Genomic DNA, 25,339 nt, shown 5'->3' with positions numbered 1-25,339 from the left:
CACAACTTCCCTGATCCGACACAAAGGGGCGTTTCTCCGATGATTCTCAACCGCAGGGGCTTCCTGACCTTCACGGCGGCAGCCGGCGGCACACTGCTGGTGGGGTGCGGCGGTCCGGCCACGCAGCACACCGGCTCCGCGCTCGGCGAGGACGCGCTGGCCAAGGTGCTGCCGTCCTACCACCCGGTGGAGTACGCGAAGCCGGACCTGCCCGGCGTGAACGGCTCGCTGGCGGGCTACCTGAAGTTCCCGACCAACCTGGTGGACGCGGTCAAGGACAAGGTGCTCAACGGCGGCGAGGTCACCGCGATGACGCCGGCGTTCTGGCCGCTGCCGCCCGGTCTGGGGGAGAACTCCTACTGGGACGCGGTCAACCAGCGCATCGGCGGCACGGTCAAGTTCGAGCAGGTGCAGGGCCAGGACTACCAGGCCAAGCTCGGCGCGATGGTGGCGGCCAAGCAGGTGCCCGAGATCACCGTGATGCCGACGTTCACCATCCCGCCGCGGTTCAGCGAGGGCGTCGGCCAGGTGTTCGCCGACCTCACCGACATCCTCAGCGGCGACAAGATCAAGGACTACCCGCTGCTCGCGAACATCCCCTCCGAGTCGTGGCACGCCTGCGTCTACGGCGGCCGGCTCTACGGCGTGCCGTTCCAGGGCGAGATGTTCCCCGAGACCATCATGTACCGGCGCGACATCATCGAGTCGCTCGGCGGGCAGGCGCCCAAGAACATCGACGAGTTCTTCCAGCTCTGCAAGAAGATCAACGACCCGGGCGCGAACCGGTGGGCCGTCGGCGACGTCTTCCGGTCCATGGTCCGGGTCTTCGGCGACCCCGGCGACTGGCACCGCGACCCGTCCGGCAAGGTGGTCAACAAGCTGGAGACGGACGCGTACAAGGAAGCCGTCAAGTTCACCCGCTCGCTGTTCGAGGCGGGGTTCGTGCACCCGAACATCGTGGCCGGCAGCAACACCGGCGTCAACGAGCTGTTCGAGGGCGGCCAGATGCTGATCCACCTGGCGGGCATGGGCTTCTGGGGTGAGGCGGTCCGGCGCCAGCGGCCGGCCAACCCGCAGTTCGGCCTGGAGGCCATGCCGCTGTTCGCGCACGACGGCGGCAAGCCCCGCTACGTCGTGACCGCGCCGACCGCGATGGTCACGCTGTTCCGCAAGGACCTCTCGCCCGACCGGATCAAGGAGTTGCTGCGGCTCGCGAACTTCGTCGCCGCGCCGGTCGGCACCACCGAGCACTTCCTGATCAACTACGGCGTCGAGGGCAAGCACAGCACCCGCGACGCCAACGGCGCGCCCGGCCTGAACGAGCTGGGCCGCAAGGAGGTCACGCTCACCTACGGCTTCATGTCGCGGGCGCCGGAGGCCATCATCGACGCCCAGTACCCCGACTTCGTCAAGGCCAAGCACGCCTGGTTCGTGGACGCCTACGAGCACCAGGTGCGGCCGCCCACGTTCGGCCTGCGCATCGAGGAGCCCGCGGAGTTCTCCAAGCTGCCCAAGGAGTTCGAGGACCGGACGGCCGACATCCTGCGCGGTCGCCGGCCGGTGTCCGACGTCGACAAGCTCGCCGAGGACTGGCGCAAGGCGGGCGGCGACGAGCTGCGCGAGTTCTACGACAAGGCCCTCTCCGATGCCGGGCGCTGACCTGCTGGAACGACCGTCCGCCCGGACCCGCACGCCGGCAGCCGCCGGCCGGCGTGCGGGGTGGCGGCGCAGGCTGAAGCGGGACTGGGTGCTGCTGGTCATGGTGGCGCCCGCCATCGGCCTGCTCACCGTGTTCCACTACGTGCCGCTGCTGGGCAACGTGGTGGCGTTCCAGGACTACTCGCCCTACGTCGGCATGCTCTACAGCCCGTACGTGGGCTTCGCCAACTTCGTCAGGATCATGGAGGACCCGGAGTTCTGGTCCGCCACGGTCAACACCCTGATCATCACGGCGTTCCAGCTGGTGTTCTACTTCCCGATCCCGATCGGCCTGGCGCTGCTGGTGCACAGCCTGCTGAGCCCGCGGCTGCGGATGTTCGTGCAGAGCGTGGTCTACCTGCCGCACTTCTTCTCGTGGGTGCTGGTGGTCACGCTGTTCCAGCAGATGCTGGGCGGCGCGGGCGTGCTCAACCAGGTGCTGCGCGCCAACGGCGCGCCGACGTTCGACGTCATGACCAACCCGGACCTGTTCATCGGGCTGGTGACGGCCCAGGCGGTGTGGAAGGACGCGGGCTGGGGCGCGATCGTGTTCCTCGCGGCCCTGGCCACCGTGGACACGAGCCTGTACGAGGCGGCGGCGGTGGACGGCGCGGGCCGCTGGCGGCGGCTGTGGCACGTGACGCTGCCCGCGCTGATCCCGGTGATCGTGCTGCTGCTGATCCTGCGCCTGGGCGAGGCGCTGACCGTCGGCTTCGAGCAGTTCCTGCTGCAACGCGACGCGGTCGGCCAGGAGGCGGCGGAGGTGCTGGACACCTACGTCTACTTCACCGGCGTGGTGAACGCCGACTACTCCTACGCCGCCGCGGCGGGCCTGATCAAGGGCGTGATCGGGCTGCTGCTGGTGCTGGCGGCGAACCGGGTGGCGCACATGGTGGGGGAGCAGGGGGTGTACTCGCGATGACGACGGCTCTCGCGCGCAGGTCGGCCTCGGCGCGGCGGCGGCCCGTCTGGGACGAGCCGCCGACGCGGATCGGCCAGGTGGCCAAGGGCGTGCTGGTGGGCGTGGTCCTGCTGGCCGTGCTGTTCCCGCTGTGGGTGGTGGTGGTCACCAGCCTGTCGCCGGCCAGGGCGATCACCGAGGCGGGCGGCCTGGTGATCGTGCCGGACGGGTTCAGCCTCGGCGCCTACGCCGAACTGCTGTCCGGCGGCGTGGTGACCAGGTCGGTGCTCGTCAGCACCGGCGTCACGGTCGTCGGCACGCTGTTCAGCACGGTGGTGACCCTGCTGGCGGCCTACGGGCTGTCGCGGCCCGGGTCGTTCGCGCACCGGCCGCTGCTGTTCATGGTGCTGCTGACGTTCCTGTTCGGGCCGGGCCTGATCCCGACCTACCTGCTGGTGAACTCGCTCGGGTTGCTGGACACCTACGCCGCGCTGGTGCTGCCCGGCGCGGTGGCGGCGTTCAACCTGGTCGTGCTGCGGTCGTTCTTCATGAACCTGCCGCAGGAGGTCATCGACAGCGCCCGCATCGACGGCGCGAGCGAGTTCGGCGTGCTGACCCGGATCGTGCTGCCGCTGTCGAAGGGCGTCACGGCGGTCATCGCGCTGTTCTACGGGGTGGGGTACTGGAACGCGTTCTTCAACGCCTTCCTGTACCTGAACTCCAACGACAAGTGGCCGTTGCAGCTCGTGCTGCGCACGTACGTGCTGCAGGGCCAGTCGATCCCGGGCGCGAGCGCGGTGGACTCCACGCTGACCGGCACCGGCGGGGTCGTGGCGACACTCGCGATCAAGATGGCGGTGATCGTGCTCGCCGTGGTGCCGGTGCTGGTGGTCTACCCGTTCGTGCAGAAGCACTTCACCAAGGGAGTGATCGTGGGGGCGATCAAGGGATGACGGGCCTGCGCTACGGCGGCGACTACAACCCGGAGCAGTGGCCGGAGGAGGTGTGGGCCGAGGACGTCGAGCTGATGCGCCGCGCGGGCGTGAACACCGTGACCGTCGGCGTGTTCTCCTGGGCCCGCATCGAGCCGGTCCCGGGGGAGCGGGACTTCGGCTGGCTGGACCGCGTGCTGGACCTGCTGCACGGGGGCGGCATCGAGGTGTTCCTGGCCACGCCGACCGCTTCGCCGCCGCCGTGGCTCGGGCACCGGCACCCGGAGACCCTGCCGGTGGACTTCGACGGCCACCGGCTGGCCTACGGCTCGCGCAACCAGTTCTGCCCGTCCTCGCCGGTGTACCGGGAGCACGCGCTGGCATTGGTCTCCGACCTGGCGCGGCGGTACGCCGACCACCCGGCGCTGGCGATGTGGCACGTGGGCAACGAACTGGGGCCGGTGTGCCACTGCGACGTGACCGCGCGGCACTTCCGGGAATGGCTGGGCGCGCGGTACGGCTCGCTGGACGCGTTGAACGCGGCCTGGCACACCACGTTCTGGAGCCAGCGCTACGGCGACTGGGCGGAGGTGATCCCGCCGCGCCGCGCGCCGTACCTGATCAACCCCGCGCAGCGGCTCGACTTCGCCCGGTTCTGCTCGGACGTGCTGGTGGAGTCGTTCCGGGCCGAGCGGGACGTGCTGCGGGCGGTCACGCCCGACGTGCCGGTGACGACGAACTTCATCGGCCTGCAGGCCCCCTTGGACTACTGGGAGCTGGCCCGGCACGAGGACGTCGTGTCGCACGACTGGTACGCAGACCCGTTCGACCCGACCGGGCACGTGATGAGCGCGTTGGGCTTCGACCTGATGCGGTCGCTGGCGCGCGGGCCGTGGGTGCTGATGGAGCAGGCGGCGAGCGCGGTGAACTGGCGGCGGCGCAACCCGCCCAAGCCCGCCGGGCAGCTCCGCGCGCAGTCCGTGCAGGCGGTGGCGCGGGGGGCGGACGCGGTGTGCTTCTTCCAGTGGCGGGCCTCGCGGGCCGGCGCGGAGAAGTTCCACTCGGGCATGGTGCCGCACGCGGGACCGGACAGCCGGGTGTTCCGCGAGGTGGTGGCGCTGGGGGCGGACCTGGCGGCGTTGGCGCCGGTGGCGGGCGCCGGGGTGACCGCGTCGGTGGCCGTGGTGCTCGACTGGGAGAGCTGGTGGGCGGCACAGCTCGACGGGCACCCGTCCGCGGACTTCGACGTGCTGCGGCGGGTGCGGGACTTCTACGAGCCGCTGTTCGACCTCGGCGTGACGGTGGACTTCGCGCACCCGGAGGCGGACCTGTCGGCGTACCGGTTGGTCGTGGTGCCGAACCTGTACCTGGTGCGCGACCCGGAGCCGCTGCGGTCGTTCGTGGCGGGCGGCGGCACGCTGGTCATGGGGTTCTTCTCCGGCGTGGTGGACGAGCACGACGAGGTCCGGCTCGGCGGCTACCCCGCGCCGTTCCGGGACGTGCTGGGGCTCCGGGTCGAGGAGGTCGTGCCGCTCGGGCCGGACGAGGTGCTGGCGTGCACGTCGGCGTCGCTGGGGGAGTTCACGGCCGACTTCTGGTACGACGACCTGCGGGCCGAGGGGGCGGAGGTCGTCGCGTCGCTGGTCGACGGGGTGCCGGTGGTGCTGCGCAACGCGTTCGGCGACGGGGTGGCGTGGTACGTGGGCACCCGGCCGTCCGCCGACGCGATGGGGCGGCTGCTGGCCCGCGTGGTCGCGGAGGCCGGTGTCGAACCGGTGCTCGGACCGCCGCGCGGGGTGGAGGCGGTGCGCCGGGGCGACGTGCTGTTCCTGGTCAACCACGGGACGTCGGAGGTGCGGCTGGACGTGCCGGGGTCGCACGTCGACCTGCTGACCGGCGCGACCGTCGCCGGCTCCGTGGCGCTGGGGAAGTTCGGGGTCGCCGCCCTCGCGCCGCTAGCCTCGGGAGGATGAGCGACAACCACGTCGTGGTCATCACCACCACGGACAGCGAGGCCGCCGCCGCCACCCTGGCCAAGGCGATCGTCGAGGCCCGCCTGGCGGCGTGCGTGCAGATCAGCGGCCCGATCCGCAGCGTGTACCGCTGGCAGGGCGAGGTCGCCGACGAGCCCGAGCACCAGCTCTGGATCAAGACCGCCTACGACCGGGTGGACGAGCTGACCGAGTTCGTCAAGGCGCACCACACCTACGACGTGCCCGAGGTGCTGGCCCTCCCCGTCCTGGGCGGCAACCCCGACTACCTGACCTGGCTGACCACCGAAACCCGCCCCTAACCCCCCGCCCCCTTCGCACCCCCGTGAGTCGTACCTCCAGACCCCGCGTGTCCTACCTCCAGAACGCGTGTGTCCTACGTTCAGAACGCGCGTGTCCTACGTTCGGAACCCCTGAATTCAACGCTCAGGTCACCGGCCGACCGTCCTGAGTGTTGAACTCAGGGGGCGCGAACGTAGGACTCTCGAGACTTGAACGTAGGACTCACGCGTTCTGGAGGTAGGACACGCGTGACGCGAACGTAGGACACGCGCGGCGGTCAGAGGGACAGGCGCTGGCGGAGCAGGGTGGCCAGGTGGACGGGGGCGGCGGACGAGCCGTGGCGGATCTGGGTGCGGCAGCTGAACCCGTCGGCCACGACGGCCGTGCCGGGGTCGGCCGACCGCACGGCCGGGAGCAACGCCTGCTCGCCCACCGCCATCGACACGTCGTAGTGCCCCCGCTCGAAGCCGAAGTTGCCCGCCAACCCGCAGCACCCCTCCAGCACCGCCGCGCTCAGCCCCGCCTTGGCCAGCACGTCCCGGTCGGCGTCCGTCCCCAGCTCCGCGTACTGGTGGCAGTGCGGCTGCACGACCGCCCGCCCACCGCCCGCCACCGGCTCCAGCAACGGCGACACGTGCTCGGCGAACGTCCGCACCGACGCGGCCAGCCGCACCACGTCCGGGTCGTCGCCCGCCACCTCCACCGCGTCCGAGCGCAGGAACGCCGCACAGCTCGGCTCCAACCCGACCACCGGCACGCCGTCCCGCGTCCACGGCCGCAGCAGCCGCGCGGTCCGCCGCACGACCCGCCGCGCCACGCCGAGCTGCCCGGTCGAGAACCACGTCAACCCGCAGCACACCGCGCCCTTCGGCACCTCCACCGCCTGCCCGACGTGCCCCAGCACGGCCGCCGCGTCGAACCCGATCCCCGGCTCGAAGTGGTTGGTGAACGTGTCCGGGAACAGCAGTACCCGCTCACCACCGCCGCCACCGCCGGCGAACCGGGACTGGAACGACCGCACCGGCGTCGGCAACGGCCGCTCCGGCGCCACCCCGCCGAACCGCGCGAACCGCGCGCTCACCCGGTTCACCAACCGCAGTCGCAACCACAACGGCAGCCACCCCATCGAGTAGTGCGCCGCCGGCCGCACCCGCCCCCGGTAGTGGTGGTGCAGGAACTCCGCCTTGTACGTGGCCATGTCCACGTCCACCGGGCAGTCCCGCTTGCACCCCTTGCAGCCCAGGCACAGGTCCAGCGCCTCCCGCACCTCCTCCGACCGCCACCCGCCGCGCACGACCTGCCCGTTCAGCATCTCGAACAGCAGTCGCGCCCGACCGCGCGTGGAGTGCTTCTCCTCCCGCGTCACCCGGTAGCTCGGGCACATCACCCCACCGGACGTGTTCAGGCACTTGCCCACGCCCACGCACCGCCGCGTCGCCGCCGCCAGGTCGCCGCCGTCGGCGTGCAGCGCGAGCTTCGCCCTGGTCGGGATCACCGGCGGCGCGACCAGCACGCGCAGGTCGGCGTCCAGCTTCGCGGGCGACACGATCCGGCCCGGGTTCATCAGGTTGCCCGGGTCGAACGCCGCCTTGAACCGCCCGAACGCCTCGATCGCGGCCGGCGGGTACATCCGGGGCAGCAGCTCCGACCGCGCCTGGCCGTCGCCGTGCTCGCCCGACAACGACCCGCCGTGCGCCACCACCAGGTCCGCCGCGTCCTCCAGGAACGACCGGTGCCCCCGCCGGAAGTCGAAGTCGATGCGCACGTGCAGGCAGCCCTCGCCGTAGTGCCCGTAGGTGACGCCGCGCCGGCCGTGCCCCGCCAGCAACGCGTCGAACTCGCGCAGGTACGCGCCGAGCCGCTCCGGCGGCACGGCCGCGTCCTCCCACCCCGACCACGCCTCGCCGCCGTCGGCCATCCGGGTCGCGAGCCCCGCGCCGTCCTCCCTCAGCCGCCACAGCGCACGCTGCCGCCCCGGGTCCGTCACCACGACGGAGTGCGGCGCGAGCGCGGCGGCCCGGTGCGCGACCGAGTCCTCCACCGCCTCCACGTACAGCCAGCTCCGGCCGGGCGGCAGCAGCCCTCGCGAGTCGCCCGCCGCGCGCACCAGCTCGACGTTCAGCCCTTCGATCGTGAGCACGTCCAGCTCGCGCAGCGCCGGCGCGAGGTCCGCGGCGTCGTACGGGCCGTCGAAGCCGAGCACCGCCAGCACCCGGCGCGGCGGGGCGGGCACCAGCTCCACCGTCGCGCCCAGCACGGTCGCGCACGTGCCCTCCGAGCCGACCAGCGCCCGGGTCAGGTCCGGCAACGCGTCCAGCCGGTACCCCGACACCCGCCGGTCCAGCGCCGGGAACCACGACGGGTCCACCTCGGGCAGGTCCAGCGGCGGGGGAGTGCGGGTGTCGAACCGGCGGCCGTCGGCCAGCAGCACGTCGAGCGCCCGCACGTTGTCGCTGGTCTTGCCCCACGCGACCGAGTGCGCGCCGCACGCGTCGTTGCCGATCATGCCGCCGAGCGTGCAGCGGGAGTGCGTGGACGGGTCGGGCCCGAACACCAGCCCGTGCGGCCGGGCGGCGTCGTTGAGCCGGTCCAGCACCACCCCGGGCTGCACCACGGCGACCCGCTCCACCGGGTCCACCGAGATCACCCGGTCGAGGTACCGCGAGAAGTCGATCACCAGGCCGGACCCGGCCGAGTTCCCCGCGATCGAGGTGCCCGCGCCGCGGTGGGTGATCGGCACGCCGTGCTCGACCGCCACCCCGACCGCGGCCACCACCCCGTCCACCGACCTCGGGCGCACCACGACCGCGGGCACGTGGCGGTAGTTGGACGCGTCGACGGAGTACAGCGCGCGGTCGCCGGGGTCGGCGAGCACGTCGCCGTCCACCGCGGTCCGGAGGTGTTCGACGAAACCGGTCACGGCCCGATTGTGATCCACCTCCGGCCGATGATGGCGTACTCCGGGGTACGGGATAGCCTCGCCCGCATCAACCAGCAGCGATGGGAGCAAGCGTGTCGAGGTCCGTTCTGGTCACCGGCGGCAACCGGGGCATCGGTCTGGCGATCGCTCAGGCGTTCGCCGCGCAGGGCGACAAGGTCGCGGTGACGCACCGCGGGTCCGGCGCGCCCGAGGGCCTGCTCGGCGTCAAGTGCGACGTGACCAGTTCCGCCGAGGTGGACGCGGCGTTCGCCGAGGTCGAGGAGGCGCACGGGCCGGTGGAGGTGCTCGTGGCCAACGCCGGCATCACCGACGACACCCTGCTGCTGCGGATGACCGACGAGCAGTTCACCCGCGTCCTGGACGCCAACCTGACCGGCGCGTTCCGGGTCGCCCAGCGCGCGTCCAAGGGCATGCTGCGCAAGCGCTACGGTCGGATCGTGTTCATCTCCTCCGTGGTCGGCCTCACCGGCGGCGCGGGCCAGGTCAACTACGCCGCGAGCAAGGCGGGCCTGGTGGGCGTGGCCCGGTCGATCGCCCGCGAACTCGGCTCGCGCAACATCACCGCCAACGTCGTCGCGCCCGGGTTCATCACCACGGACATGACCGACGCGCTGCCCGAGGAGCGCCGGAAGCAGATCCTGGGCCAGGTGCCGTCGGGCCGCTACGGCACGACCGACGAGATCGCCGCCGCCGTCACCTTCCTGGCCTCCGACGCCGCCGCCTACATCACCGGCGCGGTGCTGCCGGTCGACGGCGGCCTCGGCATGGGCCACTGAGCCACTGCCACTACCAAGCACAACTTCTCGGAGGACGGGTTTCAGTGACGGGACTGCTCGAAGGCAAGCGGCTGCTGGTCACCGGCGTGATCACGGACGCGTCGATCGCCTTCCACGTGGCCAAGGTCGCGCAGGAGCAGGGCGCCCAGGTCGTGCTCACCGGCTTCGGCCGGATGAGCCTCGTGGACCGGATCGCCAAGCGCCTGCCGCAGCCGGCGCCGCTGGTCGAGCTCGACGTGCAGAACCAGGAGCACCTGGACACGCTGGCCGACCGGGTGCGCGAGCACGTGGACGGCCTCGACGGCGTGGTGCACGCGATCGGCTACGCGCCGCCGTCGTGCCTGGGCGCGCCGTTCATGGACGCGCCGTGGGAGGACGTCTCCACGGCCATGCACGTCTCGGCGTACTCCTACAAGGCCCTGGTGCAGGCCACCCTGCCGCTGATGGGCCGCGGCGCGTCGGTCGTCGGCCTGGACTTCGACGCCCGCCAGGCGTGGCCCGCCTACAACTGGATGGGCCCCGCGAAGGCGGCGTTCGAGGCGATCAACCGCTACCTGGCCCGCGACCTCGGCCCGCAGGGCATCCGGGTCAACCTGGTCTCGGCGGGCCCCGTGCGCACCATGGCGGCCAAGTCGATCCCCGGCTTCCCGCAGCTGGAGGCCCTGTGGGCGGAGAAGGCGCCGTTGGGCTGGGACGTGGCCGACCCGGAGCCGGTCGCCAAGTCGGTGTGCGGGCTGCTGTCGGACTGGTTCCCGGCCACGACCGGGTCGATGGTGTTCGTCGACGGCGGCGTGCACTTCCTGGGCCTGTAGCGCGCGACCCGGGTCGGCGTGCGGTCGGTCACGCCGACCCGGTTGTGCGGCCACCGGTCGTCGGCGCGAGGATGTCCGGGTGAGTTACGACGCGCTGCTCTGGCTGTCCTTCGGCGGACCGGAAGGACCGGAGGACGTCCGCCCCTTCCTCGAGAACGTGACCCGCGGCCGCGGGGTGCCGCCCGAGCGGTTGGACGAGGTCGAGCGGCACTACCTGCACTTCGGCGGCGTGTCGCCGATCAACGCGCTCAACCGCGCCGCCATCGAGGCCGTGCGCGGGCTGGTCGACCTGCCGATCTACTTCGGCAACCGCAACTGGCACCCGATGGTCGAGGACACGCTGGCCGAGATGAAGGCCGCCGGCGTCGAGCGCGCGCTCGTCTTCCCGACCAGCGCCTACGGCGGCTACTCCGCGTGCCGCCAGTACGACGAGGACATCCTGCGGGCCCGCGCGGCGGTCGAGGACGCGCCGGAGCTGGTCAAGCTGCGCCAGTTCTTCGACCACCCGCTGTTCGTGGAGTCGTTCGCCGAGGCCGTCCGCGCCGCCGCGGCCGGGCTGCCCGGCGACGACTACCGCCTCGTGTTCACCGCCCACTCGGTGCCGGTGTCGGCCGACCGCGCCGCCGGGCCGCCGGAGGACGGCGGCCACCTCTACTCCCGGCAGGTCGCGGAGGCGTCCCGGCTGGTCGCGGAGGCCGTGGGCGTGTCCGACCACGACGTGGTGTGGCAGTCGCGGTCCGGGCCGCCGCAGATCCCGTGGCTCGAACCGGACATCGTGGACCACCTCGACACCCTCTACGACAAGGGTGTGCGCAACGTGGTCGTGTGCCCGATCGGGTTCGTCAGCGATCACCTGGAAGTGGTGTGGGACCTCGACACGGAGGCCCGCGAACGCGCCCAGGAGCTGGGCATGGGGTTCGCCCGCGCGGCCACGCCCAACAACGACCCCCGGTTCGCCCGGCTCGTCGCGGAACTCGTCGCCGAGCACGTGTCCGGCGCGCCCGCGCGCAAGCTGTCGGACTTCCCGGCGCTGGGCTGCACGCGGGACGGCGCGTTCTGCGCCACCCGCTGCTGCGAGCCGGCGAAACGGCCGGGAGCCGCCGGATGAGCGTGGACTTCAGCTGGTCGCCCCGGCCCGCGGACTGGCGTGACGCGCTGCGCATCGCCGTGCCGCTGTACCGGTGGGCGCCGTGGTTCGCCGCGGTGCTCGCCGCGCTGGGCGTGGTCGTGCTGGTGATGGGCATGACCTGGGCGGGTGTGTTCGGGCTCGGGCTCGCTGTGATCATCATCGCACTCGTGCCGGTGGGCACCGCGGTGAACTTCCACAACCACCCGCTGGCCGCCAAGGCCGTGACCGGCACGGCGGACGCGCACTCGCTGCGCATGTCCGTCGGCGAGGCCGCGCGCAGCGAGCTGAGCTGGTCGGAGCTGCCGGGCTGGGTGGAGACGGCGCGCGGTTTCGTGCTCAGGACCGGCACGACCGCGCTGTACGCCGTGCCGCACCGCGCGTTCGCCGACCGCGACGCCGTCGACCGGTTCCGCGCGTTGCTGGTCGAACACGTCGGCCCGGCGACCTGAGTTCCGGGGCGGCCCGCGTACCCTCGGCAGGCGTGTCTGGTGCGAGTGCGACGCTGGTCGTCTGGACGTCTGCCTGGCTGCACGGTGCGGCCGCGGCCGACGACGTCCTGGACGCCCTGGGGTTCTGGGCCGAGCTGCACGAAGTGGTGGCCGACGACGACGGGACCGCGACCGCGCTCGACCTGCCCGGCCCCGACGAGGCCCCGGTGGGACCGGCGCTGCTGCTGGCGTCGCTGCGCCGCGCGAACGCGACCACGGCCCGGATGGTGATCCCCGTCCCCGGTGACGTGCGCGGGCTGGGCGGCAGCGGGCCGCTGGGCAAGTCCGCGCTGCGCGCCGGGCAGGCCGCCGTGCTGCCCGAGGTGGGCGTGGGCCTGGTGCCGAAGCTGGTGGCCGACGGCGTGATGCGGTGGACCGTCTTCGACCTGCCGAACGCCACGCCCGGCGAGCACGTGCCGATCGGCGAGGCCGAGCACGGGCTGGCGTCGGCGATGCGGGAGGCGGCCACCGCGCTCGTGACGCTCGACGTGGCGCGGCACCGCCCGAACGTGCGCGCCGAGATCGCCGAGCTGTCCGCCGAGCAGACGAAGGTGGCCTGGCCCGCCGGCATGCCGCCGCGCGCGCTGCGGGTGCTCCAGCGGGCCGCCGAGGTGGCCGCGATCCTCACCGTGGCGGCGTCCGACGCGCCCGGCGGGGCCGTCTCGGCGACCGCGACGCGGGCTCGGGACGAGGCGCTGCGGCCGCTGTCCGAGGCCGTCCGGCGGGCGCGGCTCGCGGCCGTGGACGAAGCCGTCCGGGTGCTTTCGGATCAGGGGGCCGGCCGCCATTAGGCGGCACCCGCCGTCGAATGTTCGACAGCGATTCGGCGGTGGTCGAAATGCTGTTGCGGGACCACTGATTCGCGGCCAGTCGAAGATTCGACGCGGAACTACTCCGGACACGGTGCCGGCAATCGGCTGAACAGGTGACACGGCTGACAGCCGTTTGCCCTCCGAATCGATTCCGGCCGAAGCGGAAGTAACAATCCCATTGGTGTTCGATGCGCTGAACCCACAGGTCAGGGGCCTTGTGGATGGCTTCGCGCACGGGTATAGACGCCGATTATGTCCAGGTCAACCCCTCGTCAACACGAGGTGTCGTGCGTTACGGTACGTCTGGGAGCGCTCCCAGCCACCCCGTTTCGGTCTCGCGTCGAATCCCGATTCGGCGGCTTCGCTGGGAGCGCTCCCAGATGGCGGGTTGCTCGCAAGGAGGCGATGCATGAGTCTGCGCACGTTCGTACGTTCCCGGAAACTCACCGGGGCGTTGGCGGTGACCTCGGTCTCGGCTTTGGCCGTGGCCGGGGTGGTGGCTTCCGGAGCCACCGCCAACGCTGCCCCGGGGTGCCGGGTGTCGTACCAGATCAGTAGCCAGTGGCAAGGCGGATTCGGCGCCAACGTCACGGTCACCAACCTGGGTGACGCCATCTCCGGCGGTTGGACGCTGGAGTGGGACTTCGCCGCCGGCCAGCAGGTCCAGCAGGGTTGGAACGGCACGTTCTCCCAGTCCGGGGCGCGCGTGACGGTCCGCAACCCCTCCTGGGCCCCGAGCCTCGGCACCGGCGCCTCGGTCACCCCCGGGTTCAACGGCTCGTGGAACGGGTCCAACCCGGCTCCCACGCAGTTCCGCCTGAACGGGACGGTGTGCACGGGGAGCATCAACACGACCACGTCGACGACGACGACCACCACCACGACGTCGACCACGACCAGCACCACGACGACCACCACGACGACGGGCACCAACCCCGGCGGTCCGCGGGTGGACAACCCGTACGTGGGCGCGGGCGTGTACGTCAACCCGCAGTGGTCGCGCCTGGCGGCCGCCGAGCCGGGTGGTTCGCGGATCGCGAACCAGCCGACCGGTGTGTGGCTGGACCGGATCAGCGCGATCGACGGCAACGGCTCGCCGACCACCGGCTCGATGGGCCTGCGCGACCACCTGGACGAGGCGGAGAAGCAGCGCGCCGCCCGTTCGGACGGCCAGCTCGTCTTCCAGTTCGTCGTCTACAACCTGCCCGGCCGCGACTGCGCCGCGCTGGCGTCGAACGGTGAGCTGAAGCCCGACGAGATCGGTCGCTACAAGACCGAGTACATCGACAAGATCGCGGGCATCGTCGGCGACTCGAAGTACTCGAAGCTGCGCATCGTCGCGGTCATCGAGATCGACTCGCTGCCGAACCTGGTGACCAACGTGTCGCCGCGGGCGACCGCGACGCCGAACTGCGACGTGATGAAGCAGAACGGCAACTACGTCGAGGGTGTGTCCTACGCCGTCGGCAAGCTCGGCGCCATCTCCAACGTCTACAACTACATCGACTCCGGCCACCACGGCTGGATCGGGTGGGGCGACACGGTGCCCGAGTACGACAACTTCTACGCCTCGGCGAAGCAGTTCGCTGCCATCCTGGGCAAGAACGGCGCCACCAAGGACAAGGTCCACGGCTTCATCACCAACACGGCGAACTACTCCGCGCTGGAGGAGCCGTACTGGACGGTCGACGACAACGTCGGTGGCCGCCCGGTGAAGGAGCAGGCCAAGTGGGTCGACTGGAACGACTTCAACGGTGAGCTGGGCTTCGCCACGGCGATGCGCACCGAGCTGGTCAAGCAGGGCTTCGACAGCGGCATCGGCATGCTGATCGACACCTCGCGCAACGGTTGGGGCGGCCCGAACCGGCCCACCGCGAAGTCGACCTCCACGAACCCGGACACCTACGTGAACGAGTCGCGGATCGACCGTCGCTACCAGAAGGGCAACTGGTGCAACCAGTCCGGTGCCGGTCTGGGCGAGCGGCCGAAGGCGGCTCCGAAGCCGAACATCGACGCCTACGTCTGGATCAAGCCGCCGGGTGAGTCCGACGGTTCGAGCAAGGCGATCCCGAACGACGAGGGCAAGGGCTTCGACCGCATGTGCGACCCGACCTACGGCGGCAACGTCCGCAACGGCAACAACCCGTCGGGCGCCCTCCCCGACGCGCCGGTCTCGGGCCACTGGTTCTCGGCCCAGTTCCAGGAGCTGATGCGCAACGCCTACCCGGCGCTGTGACCATCGACTGACCGGCACGACAACTGAATAAGCTCTGCACAACCCGTAGGCGGTGTCCCTCGTGGACACCGCCTACGGGCTTTCCGCGTCCCGCTACCGTGTCCCCGGTGGACGTCGAGGAGATCACCGCGCGGTTGGCCCTGAGGTTCGGCTCCTCGATCGCGCGGTGGTGCGCGGAGCTGCCCTCGCGGGTGTCGGAACTGGCCACGCGCTGGGACGTGACGCCGGTCGGGATGACGCCGCAAGGCGCCTCGTCGGCGGTGCTGGCCTGCGAGCGCCCGGACGGGACGCCGCTGGTGCTCAAGCTCAGCCCGGACGAGGGCTTCCTGGCCCGCCAGTCGGCCGTGCTGCGGCTGTTCGCCCCGTCCGGCCGGGTGCCCGCCGTGCTCGCCGAAGCCGCGGGCGCGGTGCTGATGGAGGCGATCCGGCCGGGCACGATGGCCGAGGAGCTGCCGACCCCGCCGTCCGCCCGCGAGTGGGCGGGCCTGGCGGCCGCGCTGCACAGCGCGCCCGACCCGGGCGACGGGTGGCTGGACCTGCGCGACCGGTGCGAGGAGTTCTTCACCCGGATCGGCCGCCGGCTGGCCGACCCGGCCGTGGCCGCGCACGTCACCGGGCCGATGTGGGCACGGGCCGCGCGGCGGTGCCGCGCCCTGCTCGACACCCAGCCCCGCGTGCTGCTGCACGGCGACCTGCACCTGGGCAACGTGCTCGACGGCGGCCCGGACCGCGGTCTGGTGGCGATCGACCCGAGGCCGTGCGTCGGCGACCCGTGCTTCGACGTAGTGGACTACGTCCTGGACGCGGCGGGACGCGAAGGCGTGGCCGCCCGCGCGGGCCTGGTGGCCGAGGCCGCCGCGCTGGACCCCGACCGCCTGCGCGAGTGGTGCCGCGCCCTGGCCCCGGTGATCGCCGTGTCCCGCCTGGACGACGAGGCCGCCCGCGCCGAGCTGCTGGTCCTGGCCGGCTGACGCCGCCGGTCCCGGAGGTGGAGCCGCTCCACATCGACCGGAGGCCGTCGGGTGCGTAACTTCGGAGGGGTGACCTCCGACCTCCCCACCACCGCAGGCGCCCTCCGCGCGGCCGGTTACCTCCCGCGCGGCGTCAAGACCGAGATCCGGGAGAACCTGCTGGCGGCGCTGCGCGAGGGCCGCGACCCGTGGCCCGGCATCGTCGGCTTCGACCGCACCGTGCTCCCGCAGCTCGAACGCGCGCTGCTCGCGGGCCACGACGTGGTGCTCCTCGGCGAACGCGGCCAGGGCAAGACGCGCCTGCTGCGCACCCTCGTGGGCCTGCTGGACGAGTGGACCCCGGTGATCGAGGGCGCCGAGCTGAACGAGCACCCGCTCGACCCCATCACCCCCGAGTCCCGTCGCCGCGCCCGCGAGCTGGGCGACGACCTGCCCGTCACCTGGAAGCACCGCGACGAGCGGTTCGCCGAGAAGCTCGCCACCCCGGACACCAGCGTCGGCGACCTGGTCGGCGACGTGGACCCGGTCAAGGTCGCGCAGGGCCGCAGCCTGGGCGACCCCGAGACCATCCACTACGGCCTGCTGCCCCGCTCCCACCGCGGCGTCATCGCCGTCAACGAGCTGCCCGACCTGGCCGAACGCATCCAGGTGGCGCTGCTCAACGTGATGGAGGAACGCGACATCCAGATCCGCGGCTACACGCTGCGGCTCCCGCTGGACGTCCTCCTCGTCGCCACCGCCAACCCCGAGGACTACACCAACCGCGGCCGCATCATCACCCCGCTCAAGGACCGGTTCGGCGCGGAGATCCGCACGCACTACCCGCTGGAGATCGGCGCGGAGATCGACCTGGTCCGCCAGGAGGCGAACCTGGTCGCCGAGGTCGGCGACCACCTGCTGGAGGTCATCGCCCGGTTCGTGCGGCACCTGCGCGAGTCGTCGTCGATCGACCAGCGCTCCGGCGTCTCGGCCCGGTTCGCGGTCGCGGCGGCCGAGACGGTGGCCGCGAGCGCCCTGCGGCGCGGCGCGCTGATCGGCGAGAACCCGCCCGTCGCCCGCCCGGTCGACCTGGAGTCCGTGCCCGAGGTGCTGCGCGGCAAGCTCGAGTTCGAGGCGGGCGAGGAGGGCCGCGAGCAGGAGGTGCTGGTGCACCTGCTGCGCCGGGCGATCGCGGACACCGCGCGGTCCACGTTCGCGGGCGTCGACCTGCGCCCGCTGGCCCGGCTGGTGTCCGAGGGCCACCCGGTGGCCACCGGCGAGCGGGTGCACCCCGGCGACCTGCTGGCCGCGCTGCCGGAGCTGCCCGTGCTGCACGACGTGGCGCAGCGGGTCGGCGCGGGTCCCAAGGACCCGGCCGGGCGGATCGCCTCGGCCGTCGAGCTGGCGCTGGAGTCGCTCTACCTCACCCGTCAGCTCTCCAAGGACAGCGACGACGACCGGTCGGTGTACGGATGAGCGGCTACCGGTACGGCCGGTACGTCGACGGGCCCGACCCGCTGGCGCCGCCGACCGACCTGCGCGCGGCCATGGACGAGCTGGGCCGCGAGGTCATGGAGGGCGCGTCGCCCGCCGCCGCGCTGCGCGAGCTGCTGCGCCGCGGCCTGCCGGGCACCCGCGGCCTGGACGACCTGACCGCGCGGCTGTGGCAGAAGCGCGCCGCGCTGACCAGGCGGCACCGGCTGGACGGCACGCTCCAGGAGGTCCAGCGGCTGCTGGAGGAGGCGTTGCGGGCCGAGCGCGCCGCGCTGTTCCCCGACCCGGACGACGACGCCCGGTTCCGCGAGGCCCGGCTGGACGCGCTGCCGCAGTCGACCGCGGCCGCGGTGAACGAGCTGGCCGAGTACGACTGGCGGTCGCCGCAGGCCCGCGAGTCGTACGACAAGATCCGCGACCTGCTCGGCCGCGAGCTGATGGACCAGCGGTTCCAGGGCATGAAGCAGGCCATGGAGAACGTCCGCCCGCAGGACGTGCGGCGCATCCAGGCCATGCTGGACGACCTGAACGGGCTGCTCGCCGCGCACGCCGCGGGCGAGGACACGACCGAGCGGTTCGAGCGGTTCATGCGCGAGCACGGCGAGTTCTTCCCGGAGAACCCGCGGTCGGTGGACGAGCTGGTGGACGCGCTGGCCGCCCGGTCGGCCGCCGCCCAGCGCATGATGAACTCGATGTCCGAGGACCAGCGGCGCGAGCTGGCGGAGCTGTCGCAGCAGGCGTTCGGCGACTCCGGCATCGGCTCGCAGCTCTCCCGGCTGGACTCGCTGCTCCAGGGCCTGCGGCCGGGCGAGGACTGGACGGGGTCGGCGCGGTTCCGGGGCAACAACCCGCTGGGCCTGGGCGAGGGCGCGCAGGCGATGGCGGACCTGGCCGAGCTGGACGCGCTGGCCGAGCAGCTGTCCCAGTCCTACCCCGGCGCGCGGCTGGAGGACATCGACCTGGAGGCGCTGGTCCGGCAGCTCGGCGACGAGGCGGGCGTGGACGCGCGCCGGCTGGCCGAGCTGGAACGCGAGCTGCGGTCGCAGAACCTGCTGGAACGCGCGCCGGACGGCTCGCTGCGGTTGACGCCGAAGGCGCTGCGGCAGCTCGGCGAGACCGCGTTGCGCGGCGTGCTCGACCGCGCCCGCGAGCAGGGCCGGCGGGACAGCACGTCGGCGGGCGCGTCCGGCGAGCTGGTCGGGTCGACGCGGCCGTGGCGGTTCGGCGACACCGAGCCGTGGAACGTGCCGCGCACGGTGGCGAACGCCGTGCTGCGGTCGGCGGGCGGCCCGGTCCGGCTGGACGTGGTGGACGTCGAGGTCAGCGAGACCGAGCAGCGGTCGCGGGCGGCCGTGGCGCTGTGCGTGGACACGTCCTGGTCGATGGTGCAGGACGGCCGGTGGGTGCCGATGAAGCGCACCGCGCTGGCGCTGCACCACCTGGTGCGGACCAGGTTCCGCACCGACGCGCTGGAGCTGATCACGTTCGGCCGGCACGCGGAGACCGTCGACATCGGGCAGCTCACCGCGTTGGAGGGGGTGTGGGAGCAGGGCACGAACCTGCACCACGCGCTGCTGCTCGCGGGCCGCCACCTGCGCAGGCACCCCGACGCGCAGCCCGTGGTCCTGGTGGTCACCGACGGCGAGCCGACCGCGCACCTGGAGGCGACCGGCGACGCGGAGTTCCACTACCCGCCGCTGCCGCGGACCATCGGCAAGACCCTGGTCGAGGTGGACGCCCTGGCCCGGCTCGGCGCGTCGGTCACGGTGTTCCGGCTCGGCGACGACCCGAGGCTGACCAGGTTCGTGGACACGGTGGCCCGCCGGTCGGGCGGCCGCGTGGTCGCGCCGGGCGAGGACGGCCTGGGCGCGGCCGTGGTCAGCGACTACCTGCGGTCGCGCAAGCGCCGGTGAGCGCGGGGCCCACCCCTGGTGGGCCCCGCACCGCCGCTCAGTCCTCGCGGTCCTCCCTGACCTCGTCCTTGGTCTCGCGCTCGCGCTCGGTGGGGGCCAGCACCTTCTCCGTGGCCGTGTCCGCGCCGACGTCGTGCTTGCCCGACCGGGTGAGGGAGAAGTGGGACTCGTCGCGCATCCGCTCGACCATGTGCGGGTAGTGCAGCTCGAACGCGGGCCGTTCGGACCTGATCCGCGGCAGCTCGGTGAAGTTGTGCCGCGGCGGCGGGCAGGACGTCGCCCATTCGAGTGAGTTGCCGAAGCCCCAGGGGTCGTCGCGCTCGGCCGGGTCGCCGAACCGGTAGCTGCGCAGCACGTTCCACACGAACGGCAGCACGGACGCGCCCAGCACGAACGCGCTGATCGTGGAGATCGTGTTCAGCAGCGTGAACCCGTCGTCGGGCAGGTAGTCGGCGTACCGGCGGGGCATGCCCTCGTTGCCCAGCCAGTGCTGGATCAGGAACGTGCCGTGGAAGCCCAGGAACGTGGTCCAGAAGTGCAGCTTGCCCAGCGGCTCGTTCAGCATCCGCCCGGTCATCTTCGGGAACCAGAAGTACAGGCCCGCGTAGGTGGCGAACACGATCGTGCCGAACAGCACGTAGTGGAAGTGCGCCACTACGAAGTACGTGTCGGTGACGTGGAAGTCCAGCGGCGGCGAGGCCAGGATGATGCCGGTGAGGCCGCCGAGCAGGAACGTCGCCATGAACCCGACGCTGAACAGCATCGGGGTCTCCATCGTGATCGCGCCCTTCCACATGGTGCCGATCCAGTTGAAGAACTTGATGCCGGTCGGCACCGCGATCAGGAACGTCATCAGCGAGAAGAACGGCAGCAGCACCGCGCCGGTGGCGAACATGTGGTGCGCCCACACCGCCGTCGACAGCGCCGCGATGGCGAACGTGGCGAAGACCAGTCCTTTGTAGCCGAACAGCGGCTTGCGGCTGAACACCGGGAAGATCTCGCTCACGATGCCGAAGAACGGCAGCGCCACGATGTAGACCTCGGGGTGGCCGAAGAACCAGAACAGGTGCTGCCACAGGATCACGCCGCCGTTGGCCGGGTCGAACACGTGCGCGCCGAGGTGCCGGTCGGCGGCCAGGCCCATCAGGGCCGCGGTGAGGATCGGGAACGCGATGAGGATCAGCAGGCTCGTGACGAAGATGTTCCAGGTGAAGATCGGCATCCGGAACATGGTCATGCCGGGCGCGCGCAGGCAGCACACCGTGGTCACCATGTTCACGCCGCCGAGGATCGTGCCGAGGCCGGACACCGCCAGGCCCATGATCCACAGGTCCGGCCCGACGCCCGGCGCGTGCGCGGCGCTGCTCAGCGGCGTGTAGGCGGTCCAGCCGAAGTCCGCCGCGCCGCCGGGGGTGAGGAACCCGGCCATCACGGTCAGGCCGCCGAACAGGAACAGCCAGTACGACAGCGCGTTGAGCCGGGGGAACGCCACGTCCGGCGCGCCGATCTGCAACGGCAGGATGTAGTTGGCGAAGCCGAACAGGATCGGTGTCGCGTACAGCAGCAGCATGATCGTGCCGTGCATGGTGAACAGCTGGTTGTACTGCTCGGTGGACAGGAACTGCAGGCCCGGCCGGGCCAGCTCGCCCCGGATGAGCAGCGCCATCACGCCGCCGACCATGAAGAACAGGAACGAGGTGCTCAGGTAGAGCAGCCCGATCTGCTTCGGGTCGGTGGTCCGGAACAGGCCCAGGAGCACCGCTCCCTTGGACCGTCGGCGGGCCGCACCGGGGTGCGCGATCACGGGTACCGGCTTGAGCGCGGTCATGCCGCCTCCCTCGTCCCGACGACGTGAGCCAGGGCACAATGCTCCTCCGGTAGGCCGAACGGGGCAAACGCTCAGCCGGGCTCCGCCGCCTTGACCTGCTGTTCCACCGCATTTGTCGCCCGTTCGAGGAATCGGAGCAGCTCGACCGGGAAGGGCAGCACCAAGGTCGAGTTCTTCTCCGCCGCCACCTCCACGATGGTCTGGAGCAGGCGCAGCTGGAGCGCGGACGGCGTCGCGGCCATGGTCGCGGCGGCCTCGGACAGCTTCTTCGACGCCTGCAGCTCGCCGTCGGCGGTGATGATCCGGGCCCGCCGCTCCCGCTCCGCCTCGGCCTGCCGCGACATGGACCGCTTCATGCTCTCCGGGAGCGCCACGTCCTTGATCTCCACCCGGTCGATCTCGACGCCCCACGACAACGCCGGGTTGTCGATCATCAGCTCCAGGCCCTGGTTGAGGCGTTCCCGGTTGGACAGCAGGTCGTCCAGCTCGCTCTTGCCGATGATCGACCGCAGCGAGGTCTGCGCGACCTGGAGCATGGCGAACCGGTAGTCCTCGACCGTGACCACGGCCCGCACCGGGTCGACCACCTTGAAGTACACGACGGCGTCCACGCGCACGGTCACGTTGTCGCGGGTGATGCCGTCCTGCGCCGGGATGGGCTGGGTGACGATCTGGAGGTTCACCTTCCGCAGCCGGTCGACGCCCGGCACGACCAGCGCCAACCCCGGCCCGCGCGGCTTGGCGAGGACCCGGCCGAAGCGGAACACCAGGCCCTGCTCGTACTGCTTGACGACACGCGCGCTGCCCGCGAGCCCGAGCGCGGCCACGCCCAGCGCGGCGATGAGGATGTCGAGCACCATCGCGACCATCTCCCACGTACCAGGACGAGCGTACGCCGCGCCTCCCGCGAGGCGGACGTTTCGGCCCTGGTGGGGCGCGCGAGTTAGGGTCGGTGACATGCAGACCTGGTCCTCCACCCCTGTCCCGCGGGTAGCGGGCGAGCCGCGCCCGCTGCGGCTGTTCGACACCGCCGCCGGCGAGGTCCGTCCGACCGCTCCCGGCGACACCGCCGGGCTGTACGTCTGCGGCATCACCCCGTACGACGCCACCCATCTGGGCCACGCGGCCACCTACCTGGCGTTCGACCTGGTCCACCGGGTGTGGCTGGACAACGGCCACGACGTGCACTACGTGCAGAACGTCACCGACATCGACGACCCGCTGCTGGAGCGGGCCGAGCGGGACCAGGACGACTGGGTGGTCCTCGGCATGCGGGAGACCGCGTTGTTCCGCGAGGACATGGTGGCGCTGCGGGTGCTGCCGCCGCGCGACTACGTGGGCGCGGTGGACGCGATCCCCGAGGTGGTCGAGGTGATCGCCAAGCTGCTCGCCAACGGCGCCGCGTACCGGGTGGACGACCCGGAGTTCCCGGACGTGTACTTCGACCACACCGCGACCGGGCGGTTCGGCTACGAGTCCCACTACGACCTGGGGACGATGACCCGGTTCTTCGCCGAACGCGGCGGCGACCCGGACCGGCCCGGCAAGCGCGACCCGCTCGACGCCCTGCTGTGGCGCGCGGCCCGGCCGGGCGAGCCGTCGTGGCCGTCGGAGCTGGGCGAGGGCAGGCCCGGCTGGCACATCGAGTGCAGCGCCATCGCGCTGAACCGGCTCGGCACGTCGTTCGACGTGCAGGGCGGCGGGTCGGACCTGATCTTCCCGCACCACGAGTTCTCCGCCGCGCACGCCGAGGCGCTGACCGGCCAGCACCCGTTCGCCCGGCACTACGTGCACGCGGGCATGATCGGCCTGGACGGCGAGAAGATGTCCAAGTCGCGCGGCAACCTGGTGTTCGTGTCCAAGCTGCGGGCGGAGAAGGTCGACCCGAACGCGGTGCGGCTGGCGCTGTTCGCGGGCCACTACCGCACCGACCGGCCGTGGAGCGCGGAGCTGCTGGCCGAGGCCGAGGCCCGGCTGGCGCGGTGGCGGCAGGCCGCGGCGCTGCCGTCGGGGCCGGGCGCGGCGGCCGTGGTCGCCCGGCTGCGCGACCACCTGAGCGACGACCTGGACACGCCCAAGGCGCTGGCGGCGCTGGACGCGTGGGCGGCGGAGGCGTTGTCGACCGGCGGCTCGGACCACACCGGCCCGACCCTGTTCCGGGCGGCGGTCGACTCGCTGCTGGGCGTGGAGCTGTAAGGCGGCAACCGTGGGAGCGGGGCCGCCCCCTCGCGGGAGGGGACGGCCCCGCCGGTCACGTCACGCTCAGACGTCGAGCGTCCAGCTGTTCAGGTAGCCCGTGTCCAGGTATGCCTGGTCGCGGACGCGCAGCTTCCAGGTGCCCGCGGCCGCCTCGGAGGAGGCGTCCACGGTGAAGGTGCGGTTGATGTTGTCGGTGCCGCCGCCGCTGCGGTTGTGCAGGTTGTAGACCGAGCCGTCCGGCGCGACCAGGTCGACGATCAGGTCACCGATGTAGGTGTGCACGATGTCCACCTGCACGGTCGTGGTGGCCGAGGCGTTGCCCGCGCAGGTCAGCGTGATCGAGCTGCTGACGTCGGAGTTGTCGCCGATCGTCACGTCGGTGCCGTTGGTGACCGGGTCGCAGCCGCCGCCGGTCGACGTGATCGCCCACGAGAACGTGGTGCTGCCGGTCCGCGACGCCGAGTCCGTCGCGGTCGCCGTCACCGAGTACGTGCCCACGGTGGTCGGCGTGCCGCTGATCAGGCCCGACGTGCTGATCGACAGGCCCGGCGGCAGGCCGGTGGCCGAGAACGAGTACGGCGCGGTGCCGCCGGAGGCGGTCAGCTGCAGGCTTGCCGGGGAGCCCACGACGGTCGACTGGTTGCCGGGGTTGGTCACCGCCGGACCGCCGGGGACCGTCGTGCCGGTGAACAGCAGCTTGTTCGCCGAGCCCGAGCCCGGGTTGGACACCTTGTCCGAGGTGGCGGCGGCGACGATCGCCGCGTTCACGGTCGGCGGGGTCGCGGTCGGGTTGGCCGCCAGGTACAGCGCGGCGGCGCCCGCGACGTGCGGCGACGCCATCGACGTGCCGCTGATGGTGTTGGTGGAGGTGTCGTTGGTCATCCACGCCGAGGTGATGTTCTGGCCCGGCGCGAAGAGGTCGGTGCAGGTGCCGTAGTTCGAGAACGAGGCACGCGCGTCGGTGTTGGTCGACGCGTTCACGCTCAACGCCTCGGCGACGCGCGCCGGCGAGTAGTTGCAGGCGTTGGCGTTGGAGTTGCCGGACGCGACCGCGTAGGTGATGCCCGAGGCGATCGAGTTGCGCACCGCGGTGTCCAGGGCGGTGTCGACGCCGCCGCCCAGCGACATGTTGGCCACGGCGGGCTTGACCGCGTTCTGGGTGACCCAGTTGACGCCGTTCACCACGCCGGCGGTGGTGCCGGACCCGGCGCAGTTGAGCACCTTGACCGCGATCAGCTGCACGCCCTTGGCGACGCCGTGCGCCGTGCCGCCGACCGTGCCGGCGACGTGGGTGCCGTGGCCGTTGCAGTCGGTGTTGTTGCTGTCGACCGTGTTGGTGCCCCAGGTGGCCCGGCCGCCGAAGTCCTGGTGGGTGGTCCGGATGCCGGTGTCGATGATGTACGCCCGCACGTTGCTCGCGGTCGTCGCGTAGTTGTAGGCGCTGTCCAGCGGCAGGTCGCGCTGGTCGATGCGGTCCAGGCCCCACGACGGCGGGTTCGGCTGGACGGCCTCGACCTTGATCGGCAGGTCGGCCTGCACGAACGCCACCCGCGGGTCGGCGGCCAGGCGCCGGGCCTGGGCCGCGGACATCGTGGCGTGGAAGCCGTTGAGCGCGTGCTGCCAGGCCACCCGGACCTGACCGCCGTACTTGCCGACCAGCGAGGACGCGGTCGACGCGGACGCCGACCTCGGCGACGCCGAGTCGTTGAGGGCCACGATGTAGGAGCCGGGGACGGCGTCGGCGCGGTCCGCGCCGAGCACGGCGCCCTCGGCCGCCGCCACGCCGACGTTCGAGAAGGCCAGCGCGGTGGCCGACACGGCGGCCAGGCCGAGCGCGGCCAGTCTTCTGGTGGTTCGGGCGTCTCCCATGAGCAGGGTTCTCCCTTTTCGGGCAGGGCTGCGCGGCCGGGCCGGCGGGTGAGCCGGTCGGCCGAGCGGTGCAGGGATGGGGACGTTC

Annotated in this window: 19 protein-coding genes; 15 read left to right on the top strand and 4 right to left on the bottom strand. The window is 72.1% G+C overall.

The window, feature by feature from the left end:
- The first annotated feature begins 39 nt into the window (after positions 1 to 39).
- The 5 genes from ACWEFJ_RS08760 to cutA are packed head-to-tail and all read left to right on the top strand — an operon-like array spanning position 40 to position 5,824.
- Positions 40 to 1,659: an extracellular solute-binding protein gene (locus ACWEFJ_RS08760; RefSeq protein ID WP_378085704.1), complete on the top strand. Its 1,620-nt coding sequence runs from the start codon at positions 40 to 42 to the stop codon at positions 1,657 to 1,659.
- Positions 1,646 to 2,620, top strand: coding sequence for an ABC transporter permease (locus ACWEFJ_RS08755; RefSeq protein ID WP_449713344.1), 975 nt, complete (start codon positions 1,646 to 1,648; stop codon positions 2,618 to 2,620). The genes ACWEFJ_RS08760 and ACWEFJ_RS08755 overlap by 14 nt, the downstream gene beginning before the upstream one ends.
- Positions 2,617 to 3,552 carry a carbohydrate ABC transporter permease gene (locus ACWEFJ_RS08750; RefSeq protein ID WP_449713343.1) on the top strand — a complete coding sequence of 312 codons (936 nt, stop codon included), beginning with the start codon at positions 2,617 to 2,619 and terminating at the stop codon, positions 3,550 to 3,552. The genes ACWEFJ_RS08755 and ACWEFJ_RS08750 overlap by 4 nt, the downstream gene beginning before the upstream one ends.
- Positions 3,549 to 5,504, top strand: coding sequence for a beta-galactosidase (locus tag ACWEFJ_RS08745; protein ID WP_449713342.1), 1,956 nt, complete (start codon positions 3,549 to 3,551; stop codon positions 5,502 to 5,504). Before ACWEFJ_RS08750 ends, ACWEFJ_RS08745 begins: the two co-directional genes overlap by 4 nt.
- Positions 5,501 to 5,824, top strand: a complete 324-nt coding sequence (cutA, locus tag ACWEFJ_RS08740) for a divalent-cation tolerance protein CutA (protein WP_378085712.1) — start codon at positions 5,501 to 5,503, stop codon at positions 5,822 to 5,824. Before ACWEFJ_RS08745 ends, cutA begins: the two co-directional genes overlap by 4 nt.
- A gap of 257 nt (positions 5,825 to 6,081) precedes the next feature.
- On the opposite strand, the gene ACWEFJ_RS08735 is transcribed toward cutA, so the two are convergent.
- On the bottom strand, positions 6,082 to 8,724 hold the full coding sequence (locus ACWEFJ_RS08735) for an FAD-binding and (Fe-S)-binding domain-containing protein (protein ID WP_449713341.1): 2,643 nt from the start codon (positions 8,722 to 8,724) through the stop codon (positions 6,082 to 6,084).
- Positions 8,725 to 8,816: 92 nt separating this feature from the next.
- Between ACWEFJ_RS08735 and fabG the strand changes: the two genes are divergently transcribed.
- The 9 genes from fabG (at position 8,817) to ACWEFJ_RS08690 (ending at position 19,355) form a co-directional block, all read left to right on the top strand.
- Entirely contained in the window at positions 8,817 to 9,521 is a 705-nt protein-coding gene (gene fabG / locus ACWEFJ_RS08730) for a 3-oxoacyl-[acyl-carrier-protein] reductase (RefSeq protein WP_378085716.1), read from the top strand.
- 44 nt (positions 9,522 to 9,565) lie between these two features.
- On the top strand, positions 9,566 to 10,333 hold the full coding sequence (fabI, locus tag ACWEFJ_RS08725; protein WP_378085718.1) for an enoyl-ACP reductase FabI: 768 nt from the start codon (positions 9,566 to 9,568) through the stop codon (positions 10,331 to 10,333).
- Positions 10,334 to 10,412: 79 nt separating this feature from the next.
- Positions 10,413 to 11,441, top strand: a complete 1,029-nt coding sequence (locus tag ACWEFJ_RS08720; protein WP_378085720.1) for a ferrochelatase — start codon at positions 10,413 to 10,415, stop codon at positions 11,439 to 11,441.
- Complete coding sequence (locus ACWEFJ_RS08715; RefSeq protein WP_378085722.1) at positions 11,438 to 11,911, top strand: YcxB family protein; 474 nt, start codon at positions 11,438 to 11,440, stop codon at positions 11,909 to 11,911. The genes ACWEFJ_RS08720 and ACWEFJ_RS08715 overlap by 4 nt, the downstream gene beginning before the upstream one ends.
- A 32-nt stretch (positions 11,912 to 11,943) precedes the next feature.
- Positions 11,944 to 12,741, top strand: a complete 798-nt coding sequence (locus ACWEFJ_RS08710; RefSeq protein WP_378085724.1) for a hypothetical protein — start codon at positions 11,944 to 11,946, stop codon at positions 12,739 to 12,741.
- A gap of 430 nt (positions 12,742 to 13,171) precedes the next feature.
- On the top strand, positions 13,172 to 14,998 hold the full coding sequence (locus tag ACWEFJ_RS08705) for a glycoside hydrolase family 6 protein (protein ID WP_449713340.1): 1,827 nt from the start codon (positions 13,172 to 13,174) through the stop codon (positions 14,996 to 14,998).
- A gap of 107 nt (positions 14,999 to 15,105) precedes the next feature.
- Positions 15,106 to 15,969: an aminoglycoside phosphotransferase family protein gene (locus tag ACWEFJ_RS08700; protein ID WP_449713339.1), complete on the top strand. Its 864-nt coding sequence runs from the start codon at positions 15,106 to 15,108 to the stop codon at positions 15,967 to 15,969.
- 69 nt (positions 15,970 to 16,038) lie between these two features.
- Complete coding sequence (locus ACWEFJ_RS08695; protein ID WP_449713338.1) at positions 16,039 to 17,424, top strand: sigma 54-interacting transcriptional regulator; 1,386 nt, start codon at positions 16,039 to 16,041, stop codon at positions 17,422 to 17,424.
- Positions 17,421 to 19,355, top strand: coding sequence for a vWA domain-containing protein (locus ACWEFJ_RS08690; protein WP_378085732.1), 1,935 nt, complete (start codon positions 17,421 to 17,423; stop codon positions 19,353 to 19,355). Before ACWEFJ_RS08695 ends, ACWEFJ_RS08690 begins: the two co-directional genes overlap by 4 nt.
- 37 nt (positions 19,356 to 19,392) lie before the next feature.
- Here the strand turns inward: ACWEFJ_RS08690 and ctaD are convergent, their stop codons facing one another.
- Both ctaD and ACWEFJ_RS08680 read right to left on the bottom strand, forming a co-directional pair.
- Entirely contained in the window at positions 19,393 to 21,183 is a 1,791-nt protein-coding gene (gene ctaD, locus ACWEFJ_RS08685) for an aa3-type cytochrome oxidase subunit I (RefSeq protein WP_449713337.1), read from the bottom strand.
- Between the two features lie 71 nt (positions 21,184 to 21,254).
- Positions 21,255 to 22,043, bottom strand: coding sequence for an SPFH domain-containing protein (locus ACWEFJ_RS08680; RefSeq protein ID WP_449713336.1), 789 nt, complete (start codon positions 22,041 to 22,043; stop codon positions 21,255 to 21,257).
- 97 nt (positions 22,044 to 22,140) lie between these two features.
- Between ACWEFJ_RS08680 and mshC the strand changes: the two genes are divergently transcribed.
- Positions 22,141 to 23,379, top strand: coding sequence for a cysteine--1-D-myo-inosityl 2-amino-2-deoxy-alpha-D-glucopyranoside ligase (gene mshC, locus ACWEFJ_RS08675; RefSeq protein WP_449713335.1), 1,239 nt, complete (start codon positions 22,141 to 22,143; stop codon positions 23,377 to 23,379).
- 66 nt (positions 23,380 to 23,445) lie between these two features.
- Here mshC and ACWEFJ_RS08670 read toward each other — a convergent pair whose 3' ends face one another.
- Entirely contained in the window at positions 23,446 to 25,251 is a 1,806-nt protein-coding gene (locus ACWEFJ_RS08670; protein ID WP_378085740.1) for a S8 family peptidase, read from the bottom strand.
- Positions 25,252 to 25,339: the final 88 nt, after the last annotated feature.

The sequence above is a fragment of the Actinosynnema sp. NPDC004786 genome (assembly GCF_053601135.1).
Note: the sequence above shows the minus strand (reverse complement) of the source record. Positions and strands in the feature narration are given on the sequence as shown.